The sequence below is a fragment of the Neobacillus dielmonensis genome (genome assembly GCF_000612665.1).
Lineage (GTDB): Bacteria > Bacillota > Bacilli > Bacillales > Cytobacillaceae > Neobacillus > Neobacillus dielmonensis.
Window position 1 is genome coordinate 88,932 of sequence record NZ_HG942065.1, and the last position, 18,423, is coordinate 107,354.

18 protein-coding genes are annotated in these 18,423 nt (G+C 41.1%); 4 read left to right on the top strand and 14 right to left on the bottom strand.

Features of this window, described 5'->3' with window-relative positions; all coding sequences use genetic code 11:
- Window positions 1–10: 10 nt before the first annotated feature.
- Window positions 11–1,729: an acetate--CoA ligase gene (gene acsA / locus BN2425_RS12350; RefSeq protein WP_042459750.1), complete on the bottom strand. Its 1,719-nt coding sequence runs from the start codon at window positions 1,727–1,729 to the stop codon at window positions 11–13.
- A 196-nt stretch (window positions 1,730–1,925) separates the two neighbouring features.
- On the opposite strand from acsA, the gene BN2425_RS12355 reads away from it, so the two are divergent.
- The 3 genes from BN2425_RS12355 (at window position 1,926) to BN2425_RS12365 (ending at window position 4,512) form a co-directional block, all read left to right on the top strand.
- The gene (locus BN2425_RS12355; RefSeq protein ID WP_042459753.1) at window positions 1,926–2,558 is read left to right on the top strand and encodes a GNAT family N-acetyltransferase; all 633 of its coding nucleotides are present in this window, start codon (window positions 1,926–1,928) and stop codon (window positions 2,556–2,558) included.
- Window positions 2,559–2,680: 122 nt separating this feature from the next.
- Entirely contained in the window at window positions 2,681–3,328 is a 648-nt protein-coding gene (locus BN2425_RS12360) for an acetoin utilization AcuB family protein (RefSeq protein ID WP_042459756.1), read from the top strand.
- The gene (locus BN2425_RS12365) at window positions 3,325–4,512 is read left to right on the top strand and encodes an acetoin utilization protein AcuC (protein WP_042459759.1); all 1,188 of its coding nucleotides are present in this window, start codon (window positions 3,325–3,327) and stop codon (window positions 4,510–4,512) included. Before BN2425_RS12360 ends, BN2425_RS12365 begins: the two co-directional genes overlap by 4 nt.
- A gap of 64 nt (window positions 4,513–4,576) precedes the next feature.
- On the opposite strand, the gene ccpA is transcribed toward BN2425_RS12365, so the two are convergent.
- The 12 genes from ccpA to BN2425_RS12425 form a co-directional block, all read right to left on the bottom strand.
- Window positions 4,577–5,578, bottom strand: a complete 1,002-nt coding sequence (ccpA, locus tag BN2425_RS12370; protein ID WP_195891933.1) for a catabolite control protein A — start codon at window positions 5,576–5,578, stop codon at window positions 4,577–4,579.
- 271 nt (window positions 5,579–5,849) lie between these two features.
- Entirely contained in the window at window positions 5,850–6,926 is a 1,077-nt protein-coding gene (locus BN2425_RS12375; protein WP_042459761.1) for a bifunctional 3-deoxy-7-phosphoheptulonate synthase/chorismate mutase, read from the bottom strand.
- Between the two features lie 243 nt (window positions 6,927–7,169).
- Entirely contained in the window at window positions 7,170–7,499 is a 330-nt protein-coding gene (ytxJ, locus tag BN2425_RS12380; protein WP_042459763.1) for a bacillithiol system redox-active protein YtxJ, read from the bottom strand.
- Window positions 7,500–7,576: 77 nt separating this feature from the next.
- Window positions 7,577–8,032 carry a YtxH domain-containing protein gene (locus BN2425_RS12385; RefSeq protein ID WP_042459765.1) on the bottom strand — a complete coding sequence of 152 codons (456 nt, stop codon included), beginning with the start codon at window positions 8,030–8,032 and terminating at the stop codon, window positions 7,577–7,579.
- A gap of 75 nt (window positions 8,033–8,107) precedes the next feature.
- Window positions 8,108–8,569 (bottom strand): DUF948 domain-containing protein, encoded by a 462-nt coding sequence (locus tag BN2425_RS12390; RefSeq protein ID WP_042459767.1) that lies wholly within the window; start codon window positions 8,567–8,569, stop codon window positions 8,108–8,110.
- Window positions 8,570–8,742: 173 nt separating this feature from the next.
- Complete coding sequence (gene murC, locus BN2425_RS12395; protein ID WP_042459770.1) at window positions 8,743–10,041, bottom strand: UDP-N-acetylmuramate--L-alanine ligase; 1,299 nt, start codon at window positions 10,039–10,041, stop codon at window positions 8,743–8,745.
- Window positions 10,042–10,266: 225 nt separating this feature from the next.
- Window positions 10,267–12,984, bottom strand: a complete 2,718-nt coding sequence (locus tag BN2425_RS12400; protein WP_074433060.1) for a DNA translocase FtsK — start codon at window positions 12,982–12,984, stop codon at window positions 10,267–10,269.
- 184 nt (window positions 12,985–13,168) lie between these two features.
- Window positions 13,169–13,957, bottom strand: a complete 789-nt coding sequence (locus tag BN2425_RS12405) for a DUF1444 domain-containing protein (RefSeq protein ID WP_042459882.1) — start codon at window positions 13,955–13,957, stop codon at window positions 13,169–13,171.
- 7 nt (window positions 13,958–13,964) lie between these two features.
- A complete protein-coding gene (locus BN2425_RS12410; protein WP_042459773.1) occupies window positions 13,965–14,279 on the bottom strand; it encodes a thioredoxin family protein in 315 nt (104 codons plus the stop codon).
- A gap of 159 nt (window positions 14,280–14,438) precedes the next feature.
- On the bottom strand, window positions 14,439–14,663 hold the full coding sequence (locus tag BN2425_RS23080) for a hypothetical protein (protein WP_235714623.1): 225 nt from the start codon (window positions 14,661–14,663) through the stop codon (window positions 14,439–14,441).
- A 375-nt stretch (window positions 14,664–15,038) separates the two neighbouring features.
- Window positions 15,039–15,560, bottom strand: coding sequence for a DUF84 family protein (locus BN2425_RS12420; protein WP_042459779.1), 522 nt, complete (start codon window positions 15,558–15,560; stop codon window positions 15,039–15,041).
- 119 nt (window positions 15,561–15,679) lie between these two features.
- Window positions 15,680–16,753: a M42 family metallopeptidase gene (locus BN2425_RS12425; protein WP_042459781.1), complete on the bottom strand. Its 1,074-nt coding sequence runs from the start codon at window positions 16,751–16,753 to the stop codon at window positions 15,680–15,682.
- Between the two features lie 176 nt (window positions 16,754–16,929).
- On the opposite strand from BN2425_RS12425, the gene BN2425_RS12430 reads away from it, so the two are divergent.
- Window positions 16,930–17,262 carry a PepSY domain-containing protein gene (locus BN2425_RS12430; RefSeq protein WP_042459784.1) on the top strand — a complete coding sequence of 111 codons (333 nt, stop codon included), beginning with the start codon at window positions 16,930–16,932 and terminating at the stop codon, window positions 17,260–17,262.
- A 53-nt stretch (window positions 17,263–17,315) separates the two neighbouring features.
- Here BN2425_RS12430 and BN2425_RS12435 read toward each other — a convergent pair whose 3' ends face one another.
- Window positions 17,316–18,155 carry a YtnP family quorum-quenching lactonase gene (locus tag BN2425_RS12435; RefSeq protein WP_042459787.1) on the bottom strand — a complete coding sequence of 280 codons (840 nt, stop codon included), beginning with the start codon at window positions 18,153–18,155 and terminating at the stop codon, window positions 17,316–17,318.
- Window positions 18,156–18,423 lie beyond the last annotated feature (268 nt).

The window sequence follows — 18,423 nt, forward strand, 5'->3', positions numbered from 1 at the left end:
TTTGTATTTATTAATCTTCCATTGTTGATAGGTCGCCTGTTGGCAGGTCTAATTCCCATGCTTTTAATACACGTCTCATGATTTTACCACTTCTTGTTTTAGGCAGTTTGTCTCGGAAATCAATTTCCCTTGGTGCTGCGTGTGCAGCGAGGCCTTTTTTGACAAATTGTCTAATTTCCTCTTTCAATTCATCTGATGGCTGATACCCATCCCTTAAAGCAATGAACGCTTTAATGATTTCTCCACGGACAGGATCCGGTTTGCCAATAACCCCTGCCTCAGCAACCGCAGGATGTTCCACCAGCTTGCTTTCTACCTCGAATGGTCCAACACGCTCGCCAGAGGTCATAATGACATCGTCAACCCGGCCCTGGAACCAGAAGTAGCCATCTTCATCCATGTAGGCAGAGTCTCCAGACACGTACCAGCCCCCTGGCATAAAATAGGATTCGTATTTCTGAGGATTGTTCCAAATTGTATGCATCATGGAAGGCCAGCCTTTTTTAATTGCCAGGTTTCCCATCCGATATGGAGGTAATTCATTTCCTTGGTCATCCACAATCGCTGCTTGTACCCCAGGGATTGGTTTACCCATTGAACCAGGCTTAATCGGCATGCAAGGATAGTTGCAGATCAACTGTGCCCCTGTTTCCGTCATCCACCAGCCATCATGAATTCTGCGGTTAAACACCTTAGCTCCCCATTTTACAACTTCAGGGTTTAATGGCTCTCCTACACTAGCAACATGTCGAAGACTGTTCAAATTAAATTTCTTCACCAGTTCATCACCTGCACCCATCAACATCCGGAATGCGGTTGGTGCACTATACCAAACAGTGACACCAAAATCTTGGATGGTTTTATACCAATCATCAGGGCTGAATCGTCCGCCGACAATAACGTTGGAAGTTCCTGTTAACCACGGTCCAAAAATACCGTAGGAGGTCCCTGTTACCCAGCCTGGGTCAGCAGTACACCAGTAGACATCTTCCTCTTTTAAGTCGAGCACCCATCTTGCCGTTTGGTAATGTTGAATCATGGCATTATGTACATGCAAAACGCCTTTGGGCTTGCCTGTGGATCCTGATGTGTAATGAAGGATCAGTCCATCCGTTCTATCCACCCATTCGATTGCGAGGTCTTTGCTAGCTGTTTCAAACTTTTGTAAAAAATCAATGCATAGCTCGTCTTCCTTCACATTGTTGCCGACAACAAAAATATGCTTTAATGCCGGTAAATCCTGAACTGGTACCCGGTCAAGCAATTCTGGCGTTGTAACGAGGACTTTTGCTTCGCTGTCCTGTAGACGATCCCGTACAGCCCCTTCCATGAATGCTTCAAATAATGGGCCAACAATTGCACCAAGTTTAATGGCACCCAATACCGAAAAGTAAAGTTCAGGAGAACGCGGCATAAAAATAAACACGCGGTCACCCTTTACAACACCGCCGTATTGCTTAAATACATTCCCGGCTTTGTTGCTCAGCTCTTTCATTTCCTTAAAAGTATATTTTTCATTTCTTGATGCGTCCTTATAATAAAGGGCCACCTTATTTTTCCTAAACGTGTCCACATGACGGTCTATTGCTTCATACGCCATGTTAACAAGACCTGATTCTTTCCAGGAGAATTCTTTTTCCGTTTCACTCCAATTGAAGTTTTGATACATTTCTTCGTAGTTTTGTAAATTGTGGTCCCCTGGTACAACTGGTAACGCTTCCAATTTCATCACAAACTCCCCCTTTGTCGCTTTTGAGATTATTATATTACAAGAAGTGACTATTCACAATTTTAAAAAAATATTTTTTTGAACATATGAATCTTTTATACTATAAATAATACAGAAAATTTAGTGAAAACACTTTCATGATTAAAAAATTATGTATAATAAAAGTAATCTATTCAATATTCCAGGCGGTGACCTAATGGAACATAAAAAAACCTATTATACCAAAGAATTAAGCACCCCCCACGGGACGCTGATTATTGAAGGCCCTATCACAGCTGATCAACTTGCAAGCCTAGAATTTCATCATGACCTTTTGGCCTTCCGACCTGCTGAACAGCAGCATAAAGCGTTAGTTGGGATTGCGGATTTAGAGGAAGGAAGAATTATTATTGCCCGCCATGAAAATACAGTGGTAGGCTATGTCACATACCTATACCCGGATCCACTAGAACGCTGGTCTGAAGGTAAAATTGAGAATTTAATAGAATTAGGAGCAATTGAAGTCATCCCCCAGTTTCGAGGTTGTGCAGTGGGAAAGAATCTATTAATTGTCTCCATGTTGGATGATGCGATGGAAGATTATATCATTATCACCACAGAATATTATTGGCACTGGGATTTAAAAGGAACCAACTTAAATGTCTGGGAGTATCGGAAAATTATGGAGAAAATGATGAGTGCCGGCGGCCTTCAATGGTATGCCACTGATGACCCAGAAATCTGCTCTCACCCAGCTAACTGCTTAATGGCCCGAATCGGGAAACGTGTCGATTCAGATTCCATTCAACGATTTGACCGACTCCGATTTATGAACCGATTTATGTATTAGGAAAAACGGAAGCCGCTGAAACGACGAGAAACTAGAGCGCAAGAAATACACCTAAAAAGACCTTCAACCGTTTGCTTCGGGCACCGTTGTTTGAGTTACTCATTTTGAACGGAGGAATTTCAATGATTGTAGAAGAAATTATGAAAACCAACGTGGTAACTTTACATCCTACTGACTCGGTAGCTGATGCAATCCAAGTAATGGAGGTTAATAATATCCGTCATATCCCCATTGTTAATGACGAGGATCATTTGGCCGGTTTGGTGACAATATCAAAATTAAAAGAGATTATCCCTTCGACTTTTCGGACTAATGAAAACCCGGAGGATCTAAAAAAGCCTTTGGAACTGATTATGGAGAAGAATGTAATTACTGGCCATCCGCTTGATTTTGTAGAGGAAGTAGCAGCCGTGTTTTATGAACATAAAATTAGCTGTATCCCGATTATTAAAGACAAAAAATTGGTTGGTATCTTAACAGAAACGGATTTACTTCGGACCATGGTCGAGTTAACGGGTGCGCATCAACCTGGTTCACAAATCGAGATAAAAGTTCCGAATATTACAGGCGTCCTTTGCGATGTGGCTGGAATTATCCGCAATCGCAACGCAAATATTTTAAGTGTTCTAGTTTACCCAGATAAATTGGATGAGCATTACAAAATACTGGTTATTCGGGTGCAGATGATGAATCCAACGGGTTTAATTGAGGATCTAAAAAAAGCGGGGCATCAGGTGCTATGGCCAAATCTTCCGGGGATCTCCTTATGAAAGACCAGTGTGCCTTCGTTTATTCAGAAGAACAGCTAAATTACAAATTCTCAAGCCATCACCCGTTTAATCAATTCCGGCTCAAATTGACAGTAGACTTATTGGAACGCCTGCATGCACTCGACCCAAAACAAATAGTCCCGCCACGAATAGCAACAGAAGAAGAACTCTCTTTAATTCATGACCCCAGTTACATAGAAGCAGTGAAAAAGGCGGGATCAGGCTTACTTGCTAATGAGGTAGCAGAAAACTACGGATTAGGAACAGAAGACACACCTATATTTACAAACATGCATGAAGCCAGTTCCCTGCTCGTGGGGGGTACGCTTACAGCGGTAGATGAAGTGATGTCTGGCCGAGTCCTCCATGCTGTTAATCTTGGGGGTGGACTCCATCATGGCTTCCGCGGGAAAGCATCTGGATTCTGTGTTTATAATGACAGTGCGGTTGCGATTAAATACATCCAGAAAAAATATAATGCCCGTGTTTTATATATAGACACGGACGCTCATCACGGTGATGGAGTCCAATGGGCATTTTATGATGATCCTAATGTTTGTACGTTATCGATTCACGAAACCGGACGGTACTTGTTTCCAGGCACTGGAAACGTAAATGAGCGGGGACAGGGTGCAGGTTACGGATTTTCTTTTAATATCCCCGTTGATGCTTTCACAGAGGACGAATCATGGTTAGATACCTATACACAAGCTTTTAGAGAGATTGCTGAGTTCTTCAAACCGGATATCATTCTGACCCAGAACGGAGCAGATTCGCATTATTATGACCCTTTGACTCATTTGTCAGCAACAATGAAAATATATCGTGAAATCCCGAGACTTGCCCATGAAATTGCCCACCGTTATTGTGGGGGAAAATGGATTGCAGTTGGCGGAGGCGGGTATGATATTTGGCGAGTTGTCCCTAGAGCGTGGGCGATGATCTGGCTTGAGATGACTGAAAATTCTCATTTGCTCAGCAGTTTTCCCGCTGACTGGGTTGCTCATTGGCAGCCACAAGCACCAGTGAAATTACCCCAGGAGTGGGATGACCCAGAAGACATCTATCCTATAATACCAAGAAAAGCAGAAATAACGGAAAAGAATCTGATTACCCTAGAAAAAGCACTCTACCCGATTCGCAGCCGACAAAAAAGTGAGACAAAAACGACAGAGAGCTTCTAAAGCAATGTTGTCCATAATATTAGGCCGCCAATCTAAACTGGCGGCCTGACTATATGATTATCAATTACTTAGTCGACTGGCGATGTTCCACCCGGTGAGGTAGGACCACGATGCTTTCATCGACTTTTTCTTTATTCATCAGCTTAGTTAACAACCGCATTGAAACGGCACCAATATCATACAAAGGCTGAACAACCGTTGTCAGCTGCGGACGGACCATAAGTGTAAGCCTTGTGTTATCGGAAGTAATGACTTCAAAATCATCTGGGATACTGTACCCCTTGTCTTGAGCCCCGTGAATGACCCCAAGTGCCATCTCATCGGCGCCAACAAAAATCGCCGTTGGTTTATGCTCAGCTTCTAATAACTTATCAAATGCCTCAATTCCGGAGTCGTAAGTATAATCCCCTTCAACTACAAGCTCCTCGTTAAATGGAACCCCAGCTTCTTCTAATGCACGTTTATAACCATCTAACTTTTTATTTGAAATATCAGGTTCGTAAACTGGGCCCATCACAATCGCAATATGTTTATGCCCCTTATCAATAAACTCCTTAACAGAATCGTATGCAGCCTGTTCATAATCGATATTGACAGAAGGAATTTTTTCGGATTCCTCCATGGAGCCAGCAAGCACGATTGGCACCGGAGATTTTTCGAATTCTTCAACATGTTCCGGAGTAATATGACCGCTCATAAAAACAAGTCCATCAACCTGCTTGCCTAACATGGTATTGAGCAGGTGTAATTCTTTATCTTTATTTTGGTCAGAGTTACTTAGGATGATATTGTACTTATACATGGTAGCTATATCTTCAATTCCGCGAGCCAATTCTGCAAAAAGAATATTGGATATATCAGGAATGATTACACCAACAGTAGTCGTTTTCTTGCTTGCTAATCCTCTAGCTACGGCATTCGGGCGATACCCAAGTCTTTCAATAACTTCTAATACTTTTTTTCGAGTAACCGGTTTTACATTCGGATTTCCATTTACTACGCGGGAAACTGTTGCCATCGAGACACTTGCTTCACGGGCAACATCATAGATCGTAATATTATTCACTGTAACACTCTCCTAAAAACGTTCATTGTTTTCTTTATTTTACAGCAGTAAATAAAAATATAATCATATTATTTCCGCTTTTTCTTTTTGTGATAAAGTAAACAATCTAAAGTATGTATTTAATGATACGATAATAAGTCGAAAGCCGCAATTATTTAAACCTATTTTTTTACATAATGCCTGTAATTGCTGATTTACCTAGTTTGCATTAAACTATAACACAAAAAACCTCCTGCATAAAACATGCAGAAGGTCTCAACTCCGCGATTTATTAAACCCTAACAAAATTTGATGCAAGGAGTTCATTGTAGAACTCGTCAAATTGACCTAAATCCATTTGCTGCTGAGCATCGGATAAGGCAACAGCTGGGTCTGGGTGAACCTCGGCCATAACTCCGTCTGCGCCGATTGCGATTGCTGCTTTTGCTGTTGGCAGCAATAAATCTCTGCGGCCAGTAGAATGGGTGACATCGACCATAACAGGAAGGTGAGTCTCCATTTTCAAAATAGGCACTGCGGAAATATCAAGCGTATTTCTAGTTGCTTTTTCATAGGTGCGAATACCGCGCTCACAAAGGATAATTTGACCATTTCCCTGCGACATAATATATTCGGCTGCATTGATGAACTCTTCGATGGTTGCAGAAAGGCCACGCTTCAATAATACTGGTTTATTCACCGCACCTGCAGCTTTGAGTAATTCGAAATTTTGCATATTACGTGCACCAATTTGGATGACATCAATGTAATCACATGCCATTTCGATATCGGCTGGGTTAACGATTTCACTGATAACCGCCATATCATATTCATCAGCCACTCGCTTTAAAATTTTTAGCCCTTCAACCCCTAAACCTTGGAAATCATAGGGAGAAGTCCTTGGTTTATAGGCTCCACCACGCAATAATTTTAAACCTTTCTCCTTCATCGCCTTAGCCACAGTAGCCACTTGCTCGTAGGACTCTACTGAACATGGACCGAAAACGAAATGAGGCTTGCCATCGCCAATATTCTCGCCTTTTAATGTAACAATGGTATCCTCTGGTTTTTTCTTTCTTGAGACCAAAAGTGCTTTTTTGTGGTCATCCTTTTGCAAGTCAAGACCTGCTTTGAAAATTTCCTTAAACAGATGGTCGATGACGCTGTTATCAAATGGACCATCATTATGTTCCTTGATTTTATCTAGCATCATTCTTTCACGGACCGGATCGAAACGGTATACCCCCTGAGTTTCTTTTACCCGTCCAATCTCTTGGACGAGCTGAGCTCTTTCATTAATAAGCCTCAACAATTCCAAGTTTACTTCGTCGACCCGAGCACGTAACTGATCCAAATTATCATTGCCCATCCTAGTCCCGTCCTTTCCTTGTAAATCAGTATAGGTATCCTGTGAAGGAACACTTCCTGTTATACAATCATAGAATTTTTAAAAGATTTATAATAATTAGGCTTTATTATAGCCTAAAAGAAATCGTTTGTCACCACTTTTTTCTTTAATAATTAAACGCTTTTAAGCACTAAAGCATTTATTAAATGTATATTAAATTAATCTATGCAATAGCAGATAAAAAGGTTCAACTTTTAAAGCAAACTACTGCTCTTTCACAGCGGCAGATAGAGCTCGGTTGGTTATTTTCCAATGCGAGGCATTCCATAAAGCCTCACCATTAGAAAAAAGGATTGTCTGCGGGGATTCATGTTTGATCGAATATTTTTCGGCAATCTCATTGGATAATGGGCGTGCATCCTGTACAGCTAAATAGTAAGTGGAGATTGATGAGTTTTCTTCAGAAAACTTTTCATATTCTTTGTAGGCCGCCTGGCTGATGGGGCAAGTTAAGCTGTGTTTTAAAAGAAGAAACTTCGCTTCGTTGTTTACGATTTGATTAAATTCATCTACGGAATCGATTTTTTTTAGCATTTTTATACCTCCTGAAAATAGTAAACGGTGAAGTCATTTTAACACTTCACCGAAAGATTATACAAACAAACAGGTTTTTAGAATTTTACTTTGCTTTCCTCTTCTTCGAACGCTCTCCGTGCTTCCTCTAATTTTTTCTTGATTGCCTCACTATCCATTTTAGTGCCTGCTGTTTCTTTGTCGTTTGAGCTTTCCCGAGACCCTTTAATAGGTATATAAGAAATTTCTGTCTCATTCTCTATTTCTTCATTATTTCCTGTTGCTTTATTTAATAATTCAGCGGAATGTTGTATCAATGGTAATGAAGATGTCCTAGATTTCACATTATCCAAGAATGGAGCTGTTTTTTCGATTACCCTGCCTGCTTGTCCTGTAATGGAGTCTCTAACTTCTTTTCCTGTTTTCGTTGTTAATAACAATGTGGCAGCTGCCCCAGCGATACCGCCAATAATAGCACCTAGAAGAAAGCTGCCTGAAGTATCTGCCGTACGATTTTGATTGTTATCACGTGATTCATAATCCCGTTTAGACATAATCCAACCACCTCTATTTTTATTCATCTTTTGTCTTTACTTTCATCTTAGGATCGACTAGTCAAGTATCTTAAATTAATGTGACCGTACTCTCAGCGGTTCTTTTACTGTTTGTTCTTTTTGTGCTTGCCGTCTTTCCTGCCATTTATCCTTTAATTCAAGGAATACATTACTCCATTGGACGATTTGCGAAACTTTTTCTTTGTTTGCTTCAACTTGCTTGTCAATCGTTTGGGTTATGTTCTGCAACGTACCGTTAAACCTAGTAACTGTGGTACCAACATCTTTCACCGCATCCACGACCGTATTCAGCCGTTCCGATTTTTGCTGCAAGTCATCGGCAAGAGCGTTTGTTTTTTGCAATAGTAAAGCTGTTTCACTTGTAACGCCTTCCAACTGATTTTCCAAGCCTTTTAGTGTGTCTGACACACTATCCAGTGTAGCCCGCAGTGCTTTTAATGTGGAGGCTAAATAAATAACCAGTATTAAAAATGCTATGGCTGCTAAGGCTGCACTTAAGTATAAAATAATTTCCATTTTGATACCTCCGCCTTATTCCTATCATTATATATTACCTATCTGCCATCTATGTAAACCTCAGGGTATAATCTAATACTACAACGTTTTGAGTGTCTTGTCTTGCAGAATTTGCCTTTTACTGAATTGTCCATACGCCTAAATAAATAACCCGCCAGTTGGCGGGCCATTTATTATACTAATTGCTTTTCATAGGCTTCCTGGAACTTTTGAATATCCCCAGCACCCATAAAAAGGATTACACTGTTTTCATATTGTTTTAATACACCTGTCGATTCTTCGGTCAAAATTTCAGCCCCGGCAATTTTACTTTGTAAGTCACTGATGGTAAGCTTCCCTTGCTTTTCACGTGCCGAACCAAAAATTTCACATAAATACGTTTTATCAGCAAGGCTTAAACTTTCAGCAAAATCATCAAGAAATGCTTGCGTGCGTGTAAAAGTATGCGGCTGGAAGACGGCCACAATGTTCCGATCAGGGTATTTTTGTCTAGCGGCTTCAATTGTCGCTTTAATTTCCGTTGGATGATGGGCATAATCATCAATTAATATTTGTTTGTCGACTGTTTTTTCAGTGAACCTTCTTTTTACCCCTTGGAAGGTGGTCAACCGCTCTTTTACGATTTCTTTATTGATGTCTTCATAATGGCATAAACCAATAACTGCCAATGCATTTAACACGTTATGATCGCCAAACGTAGTAATCGAAAAAGTATCATAAAAAGTATTCCGTATAAATACATCGAAGGTGGTGCCCTCTGTCGTTTTTACAATATTGGCCGCCTGATAATCATTTTCTTCTCCGAAACCATAGTATAATACAGGGACCTTTGCCTGAATCCTTTGTAACTTTTCATCATCCCCATAGGCAAAAATGCCTTTTTTCACTTGCATGGCCAACTCTTGAAACGCAGAGAAAACATCATCAATATTGGCAAAATAATCAGGGTGATCAAAATCGATATTGGTCATGACCGCATAGTCGGGAAAATAGGAAAGAAAATGCCGTCTGTATTCACATGCCTCAAAAACAAAATACTCAGCATTCTCTTCTCCTTTGCCAGTGCCATCCCCGATTAAGAACGAAGTAGGCTTGGCACCTGAAATCACGTGAGACATAAGCCCGGTAGTCGATGTTTTCCCATGTGCCCCTGTAATGGCAACACTCGTGAACTTTTGCATAAAATCGCCCAAAAAGCGATGGTACCGTACAACAGGAAGTCCTAGCTTCATGGCTTCTTGAATTTCTTCATGAGTGTCAGGAAAAGCATTTCCTGCAATAATTGTCATGCCTGGCTTAATATTCTCCTTCTGAAACGGAAGGATTGTAATCCCTGATTGTTCAAGGGCCAGTTGTGTAAAAAAGCGCTTTTCGACATCGGAGCCTTGCACCTGAAATTTCATATCGTGAAGGACTTGTGCGAGTGCACTCATCCCAGACCCCTTTATACCTACAAAATGGTAAATAGTCATAGAAGAACCTCCAACCAACGTCTATCTGTAAAACAGTATATGACATCTGTCTGTAATTGCTAACATGAAAAACTAGTCATGTCCGATAGCTGATTTTTATTTTATATTGAAAATACAATTCAATATTATAGCACTGTTTACTAATAAAAACTATTTTGCTTATTGCGGACACCTAAAAAACAACTCAATTCCTTGTTTATTATGCAGTCCCTGTAATAAAGAATACTATGAATGAAGCATGGAATCTTGAATCGATTCTAAATCTGCTTCCGTGATGAGGACATCACGGGGCTTACTCCCGTTTGCGCCAGAAATATATCCGTTATCTTCTAGCATATCCATTAACCTTGCTGCCCGATTATACCCAATTTTAAACCGACGCTGCAAACTCGAGGTGGAAGCTCCCCCTTGGTCAATAATAAACTCACATGCATCATAGAACAATTCGTCTTCATCTGAGGTAACTTGTGCTTTTTTTAATAATTCCTCTTGTTCAAATAAATAATCCGGCTCTCTTTGGCTTCTAACATAATCGGCAATCCGATCAATTTCTTCATCAGATACATATGACCCTTGGAGCCGGACTGGTTTTGAGGAGCCATTTTCTAAAAATAGCATATCCCCCCGGCCAAGCAGCTTTTCTGCACCACTAATATCAATAATGGTCCGTGAATCAACCTGTGATGACACGGAGAAGGCAATCCGGGTAGGAATATTTGCCTTAATTAAACCTGTAATAACATCAACTGATGGCCTTTGGGTGGCAACAATCAAGTGTATGCCACAGGCTCTGGCCTTTTGAGCAATTCGGCAGATGGCTTCTTCCACATCCGCCGGAGACATCATCATTAAATCTGCCAGCTCGTCAATGACAATAACGATATATGGCAATTTGTCAGCATATTGTTTATGCTCCATAGCCAAATCGTTAAATCTCCCGATATCGCGAACACCTGCATGTACAAACAATTCATAACGCCGTTCCATCTCATCTACCGCCCATTTTAATGAGGCAGTAGCTGCCTTCACATCGGTAATGACCGGGCTGACAAGATGGGGTATCCGATTATATGGAGCCAATTCTACCATTTTTGGGTCAATCAGCAACAGTTTTAAATCATCGGGAGTAGCTTTGTATAACAAACTCACTAAAATCGAGTTAATGCAGACGCTTTTTCCCGAACCTGTTGCGCCGGCAATTAATCCATGCGGCATTTTTTTTAAGTCCGTTACAATCGGGCTACCGCCGATATCGAGACCTAGTACAGCTGTTAGTGGTGATGGCGAATTGCGGAACACGCTGCTTTGAATAATTTCACTAATGAATACGGGCCTTGCCTTTTTGTTAGGTACTTCAATCCCGATCGTATGTTTACCCGGAATTGGGGCCTCAATCCGGATATCCCTCGCAGCCAGGCTAAGTTTGATATCATCACTTAAATTAGTAATTTTATTTACTTTCACCCCCGGCTCAGGCTGAACCTCAAAACGGGTTACTGCCGGGCCTTGCGTCACATTGACGACGCTTGCGCCAACATTAAAATTCTGTAATGTGAGATTTAAAACCTCCTGTTGATTCTCTATCCACTCCGTATCATTCCCTTCGACAATCGGAGGTGTCAGCAAAGATGTGGTCGGGAACTGAAATAATTCCGAGTCACTAATTTGTTCTGTTATTTGCTGCATCTCAGGCTGGTTTTGGGGCTCTGGAACGGCATTGACTTGAGCTACTACAGGAGGCTGCTCCTGTTTTACACCCCGTGTCTGATTTACTCCCTTGGATGCCCAAGACTCCCTATCTTGTTTTAGCATGAGAACATTAAATGGAAGATGGGACCTGCGCGGCCGCTCCGTCTTTCTCTCCTCCTCATCCGAAGGACTTTGGTCTGTGTGTACTACAGTATCCGTTTTGCCTGTTGAAGTTTCAAAAGTGTCATTTAAATCGGTTTCGTCTACATATGCAACTTCGTGGATGGCATTGCTAGAAATGTCTTCAACACCCGGGGCATTATTTTCAGGATTCCTCTTCCCCCCCCCTGGCATTACATCCTGTTCCTCATTGTTAGGTTCAACCTCATTCTCTACGCTAACAAATCTATTTTCAGGTTTTACAGGGACCTCCGTGTTCACGCTGTTGCTTTCAAATTTCACAGGAGAGTCCGTGGATCCACTGTTGCTTTCAAGCTTCAAAAGGGCTTCCATGGTTTCAATTTTATTTTCAACTTCTACAGAGGGTTCCACTGCCATCCGGCTGATTTCAAATTCCTTAGGAGGTTCCCAAGTGATGCTGCTGTTTTTAGATTGCTCAGGGGAATTCGTGGCCACGCTGTGGATCTTAGCAGCATCTGTTCCTTCCTCTTCGGTGGAATGCTGTTTGGAACGGCTATTGCTCTCTTCATCATCCCTGCCATCGTCCACTTTTAGCCTTTCTTGTTTCATTAGCGGCTCGTGAGCTGTTAAGCTGTCATTTTCTAAGAAATAACCTAGTTCATATTCAATAACAGGATCCTGTGTTTTCGGCCGGTTAAACCCAAAAACCGGTGAAGGGATTTCTGTTGGATGAAATGGCCCGTGGCTTCTCGAAATGGGTTCCTTTTTGAAAACTTGGCGTTTTTGTGATGTGTTTTCGTTTTGGGAAATTGGCTCCTTCCGGGATACAGGTTCCTGTACTGGTGCAAGGTTTGATAGATCTAATTTCTTCCTCCCGGAGCTTCTTTCCGGTTTAATTTTTGGTATTCCCGTTTCACTGGGTTTATGAATTGGACTAGAACGAATGTGGTTTTTTGGATATTGGTAGGATATTCTCGCATCCACATCTTTTATGCTGTTAGGATTGCTCTTATGGAACAGCAGCTCCGGTTTATCATTATGTAAATAAGGGTCGTCAGATTCAAACTCATCTTCTTTTTTTAATTTTTGAATCAATTCTTGGATCCAACTCAAAACAATCACTCTTTCTTCCTTTGCTATCTTTCTATTTTAGCAGTATTTAAGATTTTTTCGACAGGATTCTTTAGATTCAGCCGATTTTATTTATAAAATGACAATTGGATGGAAAAAGGCAATGAAAAAAGACCACTTTTTTAAAGTGATCTGTCAGCTATTAAACAGGGTTAAAACAACTTAATCATTTGTTCTTTCCTAAAATGAATATCGGCTCTAGTTCTCCGTCTTCGTATAGGAAGGATAAGGCGGTTATCGGTGTTCGGCCGCTGGTGAAGAAACTCATCGCCATTTGGGCTAAAACATCATAGCCTCGGTCGTTCCGGATGTCACCAATAATGAGTACATCCTGATGGGGAACTGCAACCACCATCGTTCCCTGTATCTTCTTGTTCATATCATTTAAGAACCCTTTGTTTAAGATTCTAGAGGCGTCATAACCATCATTGGTATTTAAAAAATAAAAAATATTACCGGCCACTAGATCTTCTTTTAACGGGGTTGGTAATGACCTTGCATTAAACAGGGCGATTTCCTTTATCCGTTCAGGCTCCCACCCTTCGTTCTCCATGATGCGTGCATCAATTAACCGATACGTGTTCCCCATGTCATAGGCATAAAAAACCCTAGTTTCTGCCGTATGCTCATCAGTTAGAAATGGAGCACCCTCCTCGGCTTCCGCTGGAAACGAGGTTGAGCGGATAACCGGAAAAATCTTCTTTTCATGATCGGTTAATTGGACCGGGTTTTCCATTGCCCGAAGCCCTTCCTCAACATAATAGACAACCTCGTCGATGGCTTTTTCTTTCTCCGAATTCCACTTTGCAATGATCCCTGTCAAGGAAACGGTAATTCCTTTCCCAGTGCGTTCACTTTCAATCCGGAGTTGGTCCTTTTCACGATCATAAATTAACTTTCTGTTTTCTCCTCGCAAACGTGATTCTAGTTCACGCCGCATTCTTTGGCTATCCATCTTCACTTTAGCTCAGGCCCTTAATAAAGGATTCTACTTCTTCTTGTGTTTTACGGTCTTTGCTGACAAAGCGGCCAAGCTCCTTCCCGTGGTCAAAGGCGATAAAGCTTGGAATGCCGTAAACGTCGAGCTGCTGGCATAAATCAATATATTCATCACGGTCTACATGGATAAAAGTATACTCAGGGAAGTTTGCTTCGATTTCTGGCAGTGCCGGTTCAATAAAGCGGCAATCCGGACACCAACCTGCAGAAAACATAAAGATTGCTTTATTTTGGCTTTTTACTTGTTCAAATTGCTCCATTGACTCTAAATTTTTCACCGTAAATCATCCTCCATTTGCACTATTGTTTCTATTTTTTCCATCATAACAGTGTTTCAGCCACTGAGTCCAACTAAATGAACCAGCCCTGCAGGAACACACTCTTTACATATCCATTTAAAGTTAACAATAAAAAACGGAGGGCCGCCTCCGTTTTTATTAATATTGAACAGAACGAGCTATCTCCATCATCGTTTCTGCTTCTTGGGCCATACTGTTCGTCTCTACTTGAGTAGTAATTTTGGCCCCGCCAACACCGACAGTCACCTCATTTAAATCTTCTTCTACTTGTTTAATGGCCAAAAATCCAAACTGCTCAGCGCTCTTAAACTTCTCAATCGTATCCAACTTTTTATATTGGTCTATCGTTGCCTGATAAACCACTTCGCTCGAAGGGTTCTCCTTTGGATTTATAAACAAGATATATGTGTTTGAACCATTTTTAAGAATGAGATTATTGGGTGCTTTTTCCTTAATTTCATACCCGAAAGGTAGATAAAACTTTATATTTTCGCTTTTTTTATTTGGCTTTTTTGCCTTCTCCTCAAATGCAGATTTTACTGACTTTATGGCATTTTTACTTTCTGCTTTATAAGAGGAATGTCCGCAAGCACTTAATAGGACAACAAATAGGAATAGAACAGAGATCGCTTTTAAAGATTTCAGACGCTTTCGCCTCCTAAATATATGCTATCTCCATCATACCTTCCAAATTATTCAAATGACAAGAGTTTTGTCGAAAGTTACCGTCGAAAAATATTAGTTTTGTGAAAACTTTTGGTGATAAGCAAATTGTCCCACTAACAGATACATAACGTGGGTAAACATTTCCGCACGATTAACCATGCCATTAGTAAAGATTCCTACTGCCCCTTCTTGTTTACTAACATTTTTCTTTTTGGAAAAGTCCTCCATGACAATTCCAAGTTCCTCGCCTGCCCGCAGCCGTTCAGTGATTTCTTCAGGAAGGAGGAATCGCGCGCCGCCAGCAACAATCGGATTCATTTCGGTGGTCACTAAGGCGCCCCAATTACACAAAAGCAATCCATGGCTGGTTTCATGGACTCCCCCTTCAAGACCCACACCTATATCTCCGGTTCCTTCCTTTAAGGCTGCTTTAGCGCGATTGATGGCACCTCTAATGGTTTCTTCATCTGAAAAAGGTTGATTGCTAACTCCCGATGATACGTCCAATGAGACAAACTCGGCTTCGTAGCCGGTGAAACTTCTTTCTACAGCAGCAATTTTTGTGGGGTTTTTTGATCCGATGACAATCTTCATATACGCAACTCCTTTGTGAATGGCTCTGTTAGATTTGGCTGTTAAAAAATCAAGTTTTTCATTTAACAGAGCCTTGTGAATAAAAATAAGGCATGCGCATGACATGCCTCTTCAATAAATCAGCTGTTAGCTTTAATGGATTCTACAGTGGTTTTGTCACAAGCTAAGACCAGTTTGGTCACCAATTCCTTTGCTGCGGCATAATCATCCACGTGTATAATCGATGCATGTGAATGTATATAGCGGGAGCAAATGCCAATTACAGCACTTGGAATACCCTCATTCGAGAGATGCACACGTCCTGCGTCAGTGCCTCCCGGAGAGATAAAATATTGATATGGGATATGATGAGTTTCCGCTGTATCGAGAACAAACTCACGCATTCCTCTATGCGTAACCATGGTCCGGTCAAAAATCCGCAACAGTGCTCCTTTGCCCAGTTGGCCAAATTGGTTTTTATCCCCTGTCATATCATTTGCTGGACTGGCATCAAGAGCAAAAAAGAGATCAGGCTTAATCATGTTAGCTGCCGTTTGTGCACCGCGTAAGCCAACTTCCTCTTGAACAGTAGCACCTGAATAAAGGATGTTTGGCAATGTTTCGTTTTGTAATTCCTGTAACAGCTCGATGGCTAATCCGCAGCCGTAACGGTTATCCCAAGCTTTTGCCATAATTTTTTTAGGATTGGCCATTGGAGTAAAAGGACAAATTGGCAATACAGCTTGGCCAGGCTTAATACCGATTTTTTCAGCGTCTTTCCGGTCATCTGCCCCGATATCAATGAGCATGTCTTTAATTTCTGGCAGTTTGTTTTTCTTAGAATCATCTAAAAGATGTGGAGGAATGGAGCCAACCACCCCTATAATCGGACCATTTTGGGTTAAAATTTGAACACGCTGGGCAAGTAACACCTGTGCTGACCAGCCTCCAAGTGGCTGGAATCGAAGCATGCCATTGTCTGTTATGGCCGTAATCATAAATCCAACTTCGTCCATATGGCCTGCAACCATAACCTTTGGACCGTCACCGTTTCCCCTTTTTACTCCAAAGATACTACCTAAATTGTCTTGAATTATTTCATCGGCATACTTCGTTAATTGTTCCTTCATAAATTTTCGGACTAAATGCTCATTACCTGGTGCACCAGGGAGTTCAGTTAAAGTTTTGAAAAGCTTTAATGTTTGTTCGTTCATTTTCTATCTCCTTACCATGCAATATATATGTATATATTATTATTTTAGCTAAACTTTTAAGTACTTACCAATAATTCAATTATTAAATGTAATATTACCTAATTCCTGTTTAATACGATATACTGAAAGGGAAGTAATCATGTATTTTTTTCCAAAAAATTTTTGGAGGTCTGCAAATGAACTGGAAGTCATCGTTAATTCTAGGCGCGGTTATCGGAGTGATTGGAGGATATGCTGCAAGGGAGTTTGTTTCCAAAAAAACAAAGGTCTCACCTGAAAAAGTTTTGGAATATGTGAAGAAACAATTTAAAGAATCTGGTCCTATTAGCGGTTCTTGGATACATATGGAAGCTGTACCATATGAAAAGCATAAATTTCATTATCAAGTATATAAGGGGGGCATCTCAAAAAATACTAATGGAGCCAATGTGCAATATGAATTTATTGCAGATGCCTATACAGGCACGCTCATAGATATACGTCGTCTCCCTGAGGATTTAGCTTCTTAAACAAACAAGCCGCGATAAAAAGCGGCTTGTTTAATTTATACTTACCCAGCAGGTTATTTAACTTCTATAAACTCCTTTAACTGCCCGGTCTCTTGGTCCCATTTAACCGCCCGGTAAAATGCATCATGGTAAAACGTAAACCAGGCATTTTGATTTGTTGCATAAGGCAGCCATTTTTCTTTTTCCCTTATTGAATCCATTGGATAATCATCATAAGCCATTACCCATAATACGTTTTGATGGGCGTGGGTCGGCATTAGGTCAGCCATGTGGATCGCCATCTCGCCGCCATCCTCAATGATAATAATGCTATGGCCATCGCTATGGCCGCCCGTGTGGATCATTTGAATCGGCCCAAGGCTCCAGGTGCTTTCAAACGTTACTACTTGTGATTCAATTGCTTGCCAGTTTTCTTGCCAGTATGTACTTTTAGAGCGGATATTAGGGCTCCGCATTTCATCCCATTCAATCTTGGATACAATCATCTGGGCATTAGGAAATGAGGATTGATATCCCTCCACTTTAGGCTTGGTTAAACCGCAGGCATGGTCAAAGTGCAAATGAGTCATAAGTACATAATCAATCGAATTTGTATCCAGTCCTAGCCGCTTAAGGGAGTCTTCTATTTCTGATTCTTTTGTAACTCCGTAATTTCTTTTTTGTTTATCTGTCAGTTTGCCGTTTCCCAAGCCAGATTCAATTAATAAATTTTTGCCCTCCATCTGCACCAAAATTGGGTCAGCCATAAGTTTAATTTGATTGTTGTCATTAGATGGATAACGCCTCGACCATAAAGGCTTGGGCACGACCCCAAACATTGCTCCCCCGTCCAAATGGGTCACTCCACCGGATAACCATGTTAATGTCACCTTGCCAATCTTTAACGTTTGCATTTTTCTTCAGCCCTCCTTAGTTAAAGTTTACCACTGACAGACTGTTTGGAAAACTCAAAACATTAATAAAAGAGGACAGTCAAGTAGACTGTCCTCAGATTGTCGAGAAAGGTTATTTTTCTCGGCAATTTTTCATTTTACTTGAATTAAAATATGATTTTTAGAATTGATTATCGCCTGCAATGGGGCCTATTGATTTCCGCTCCAGGTGCTTCGCTTTCCGCGGGCGTGCCGGGGAGCCTCCTCGGCGCTTTAGCGCCTGCGGGGT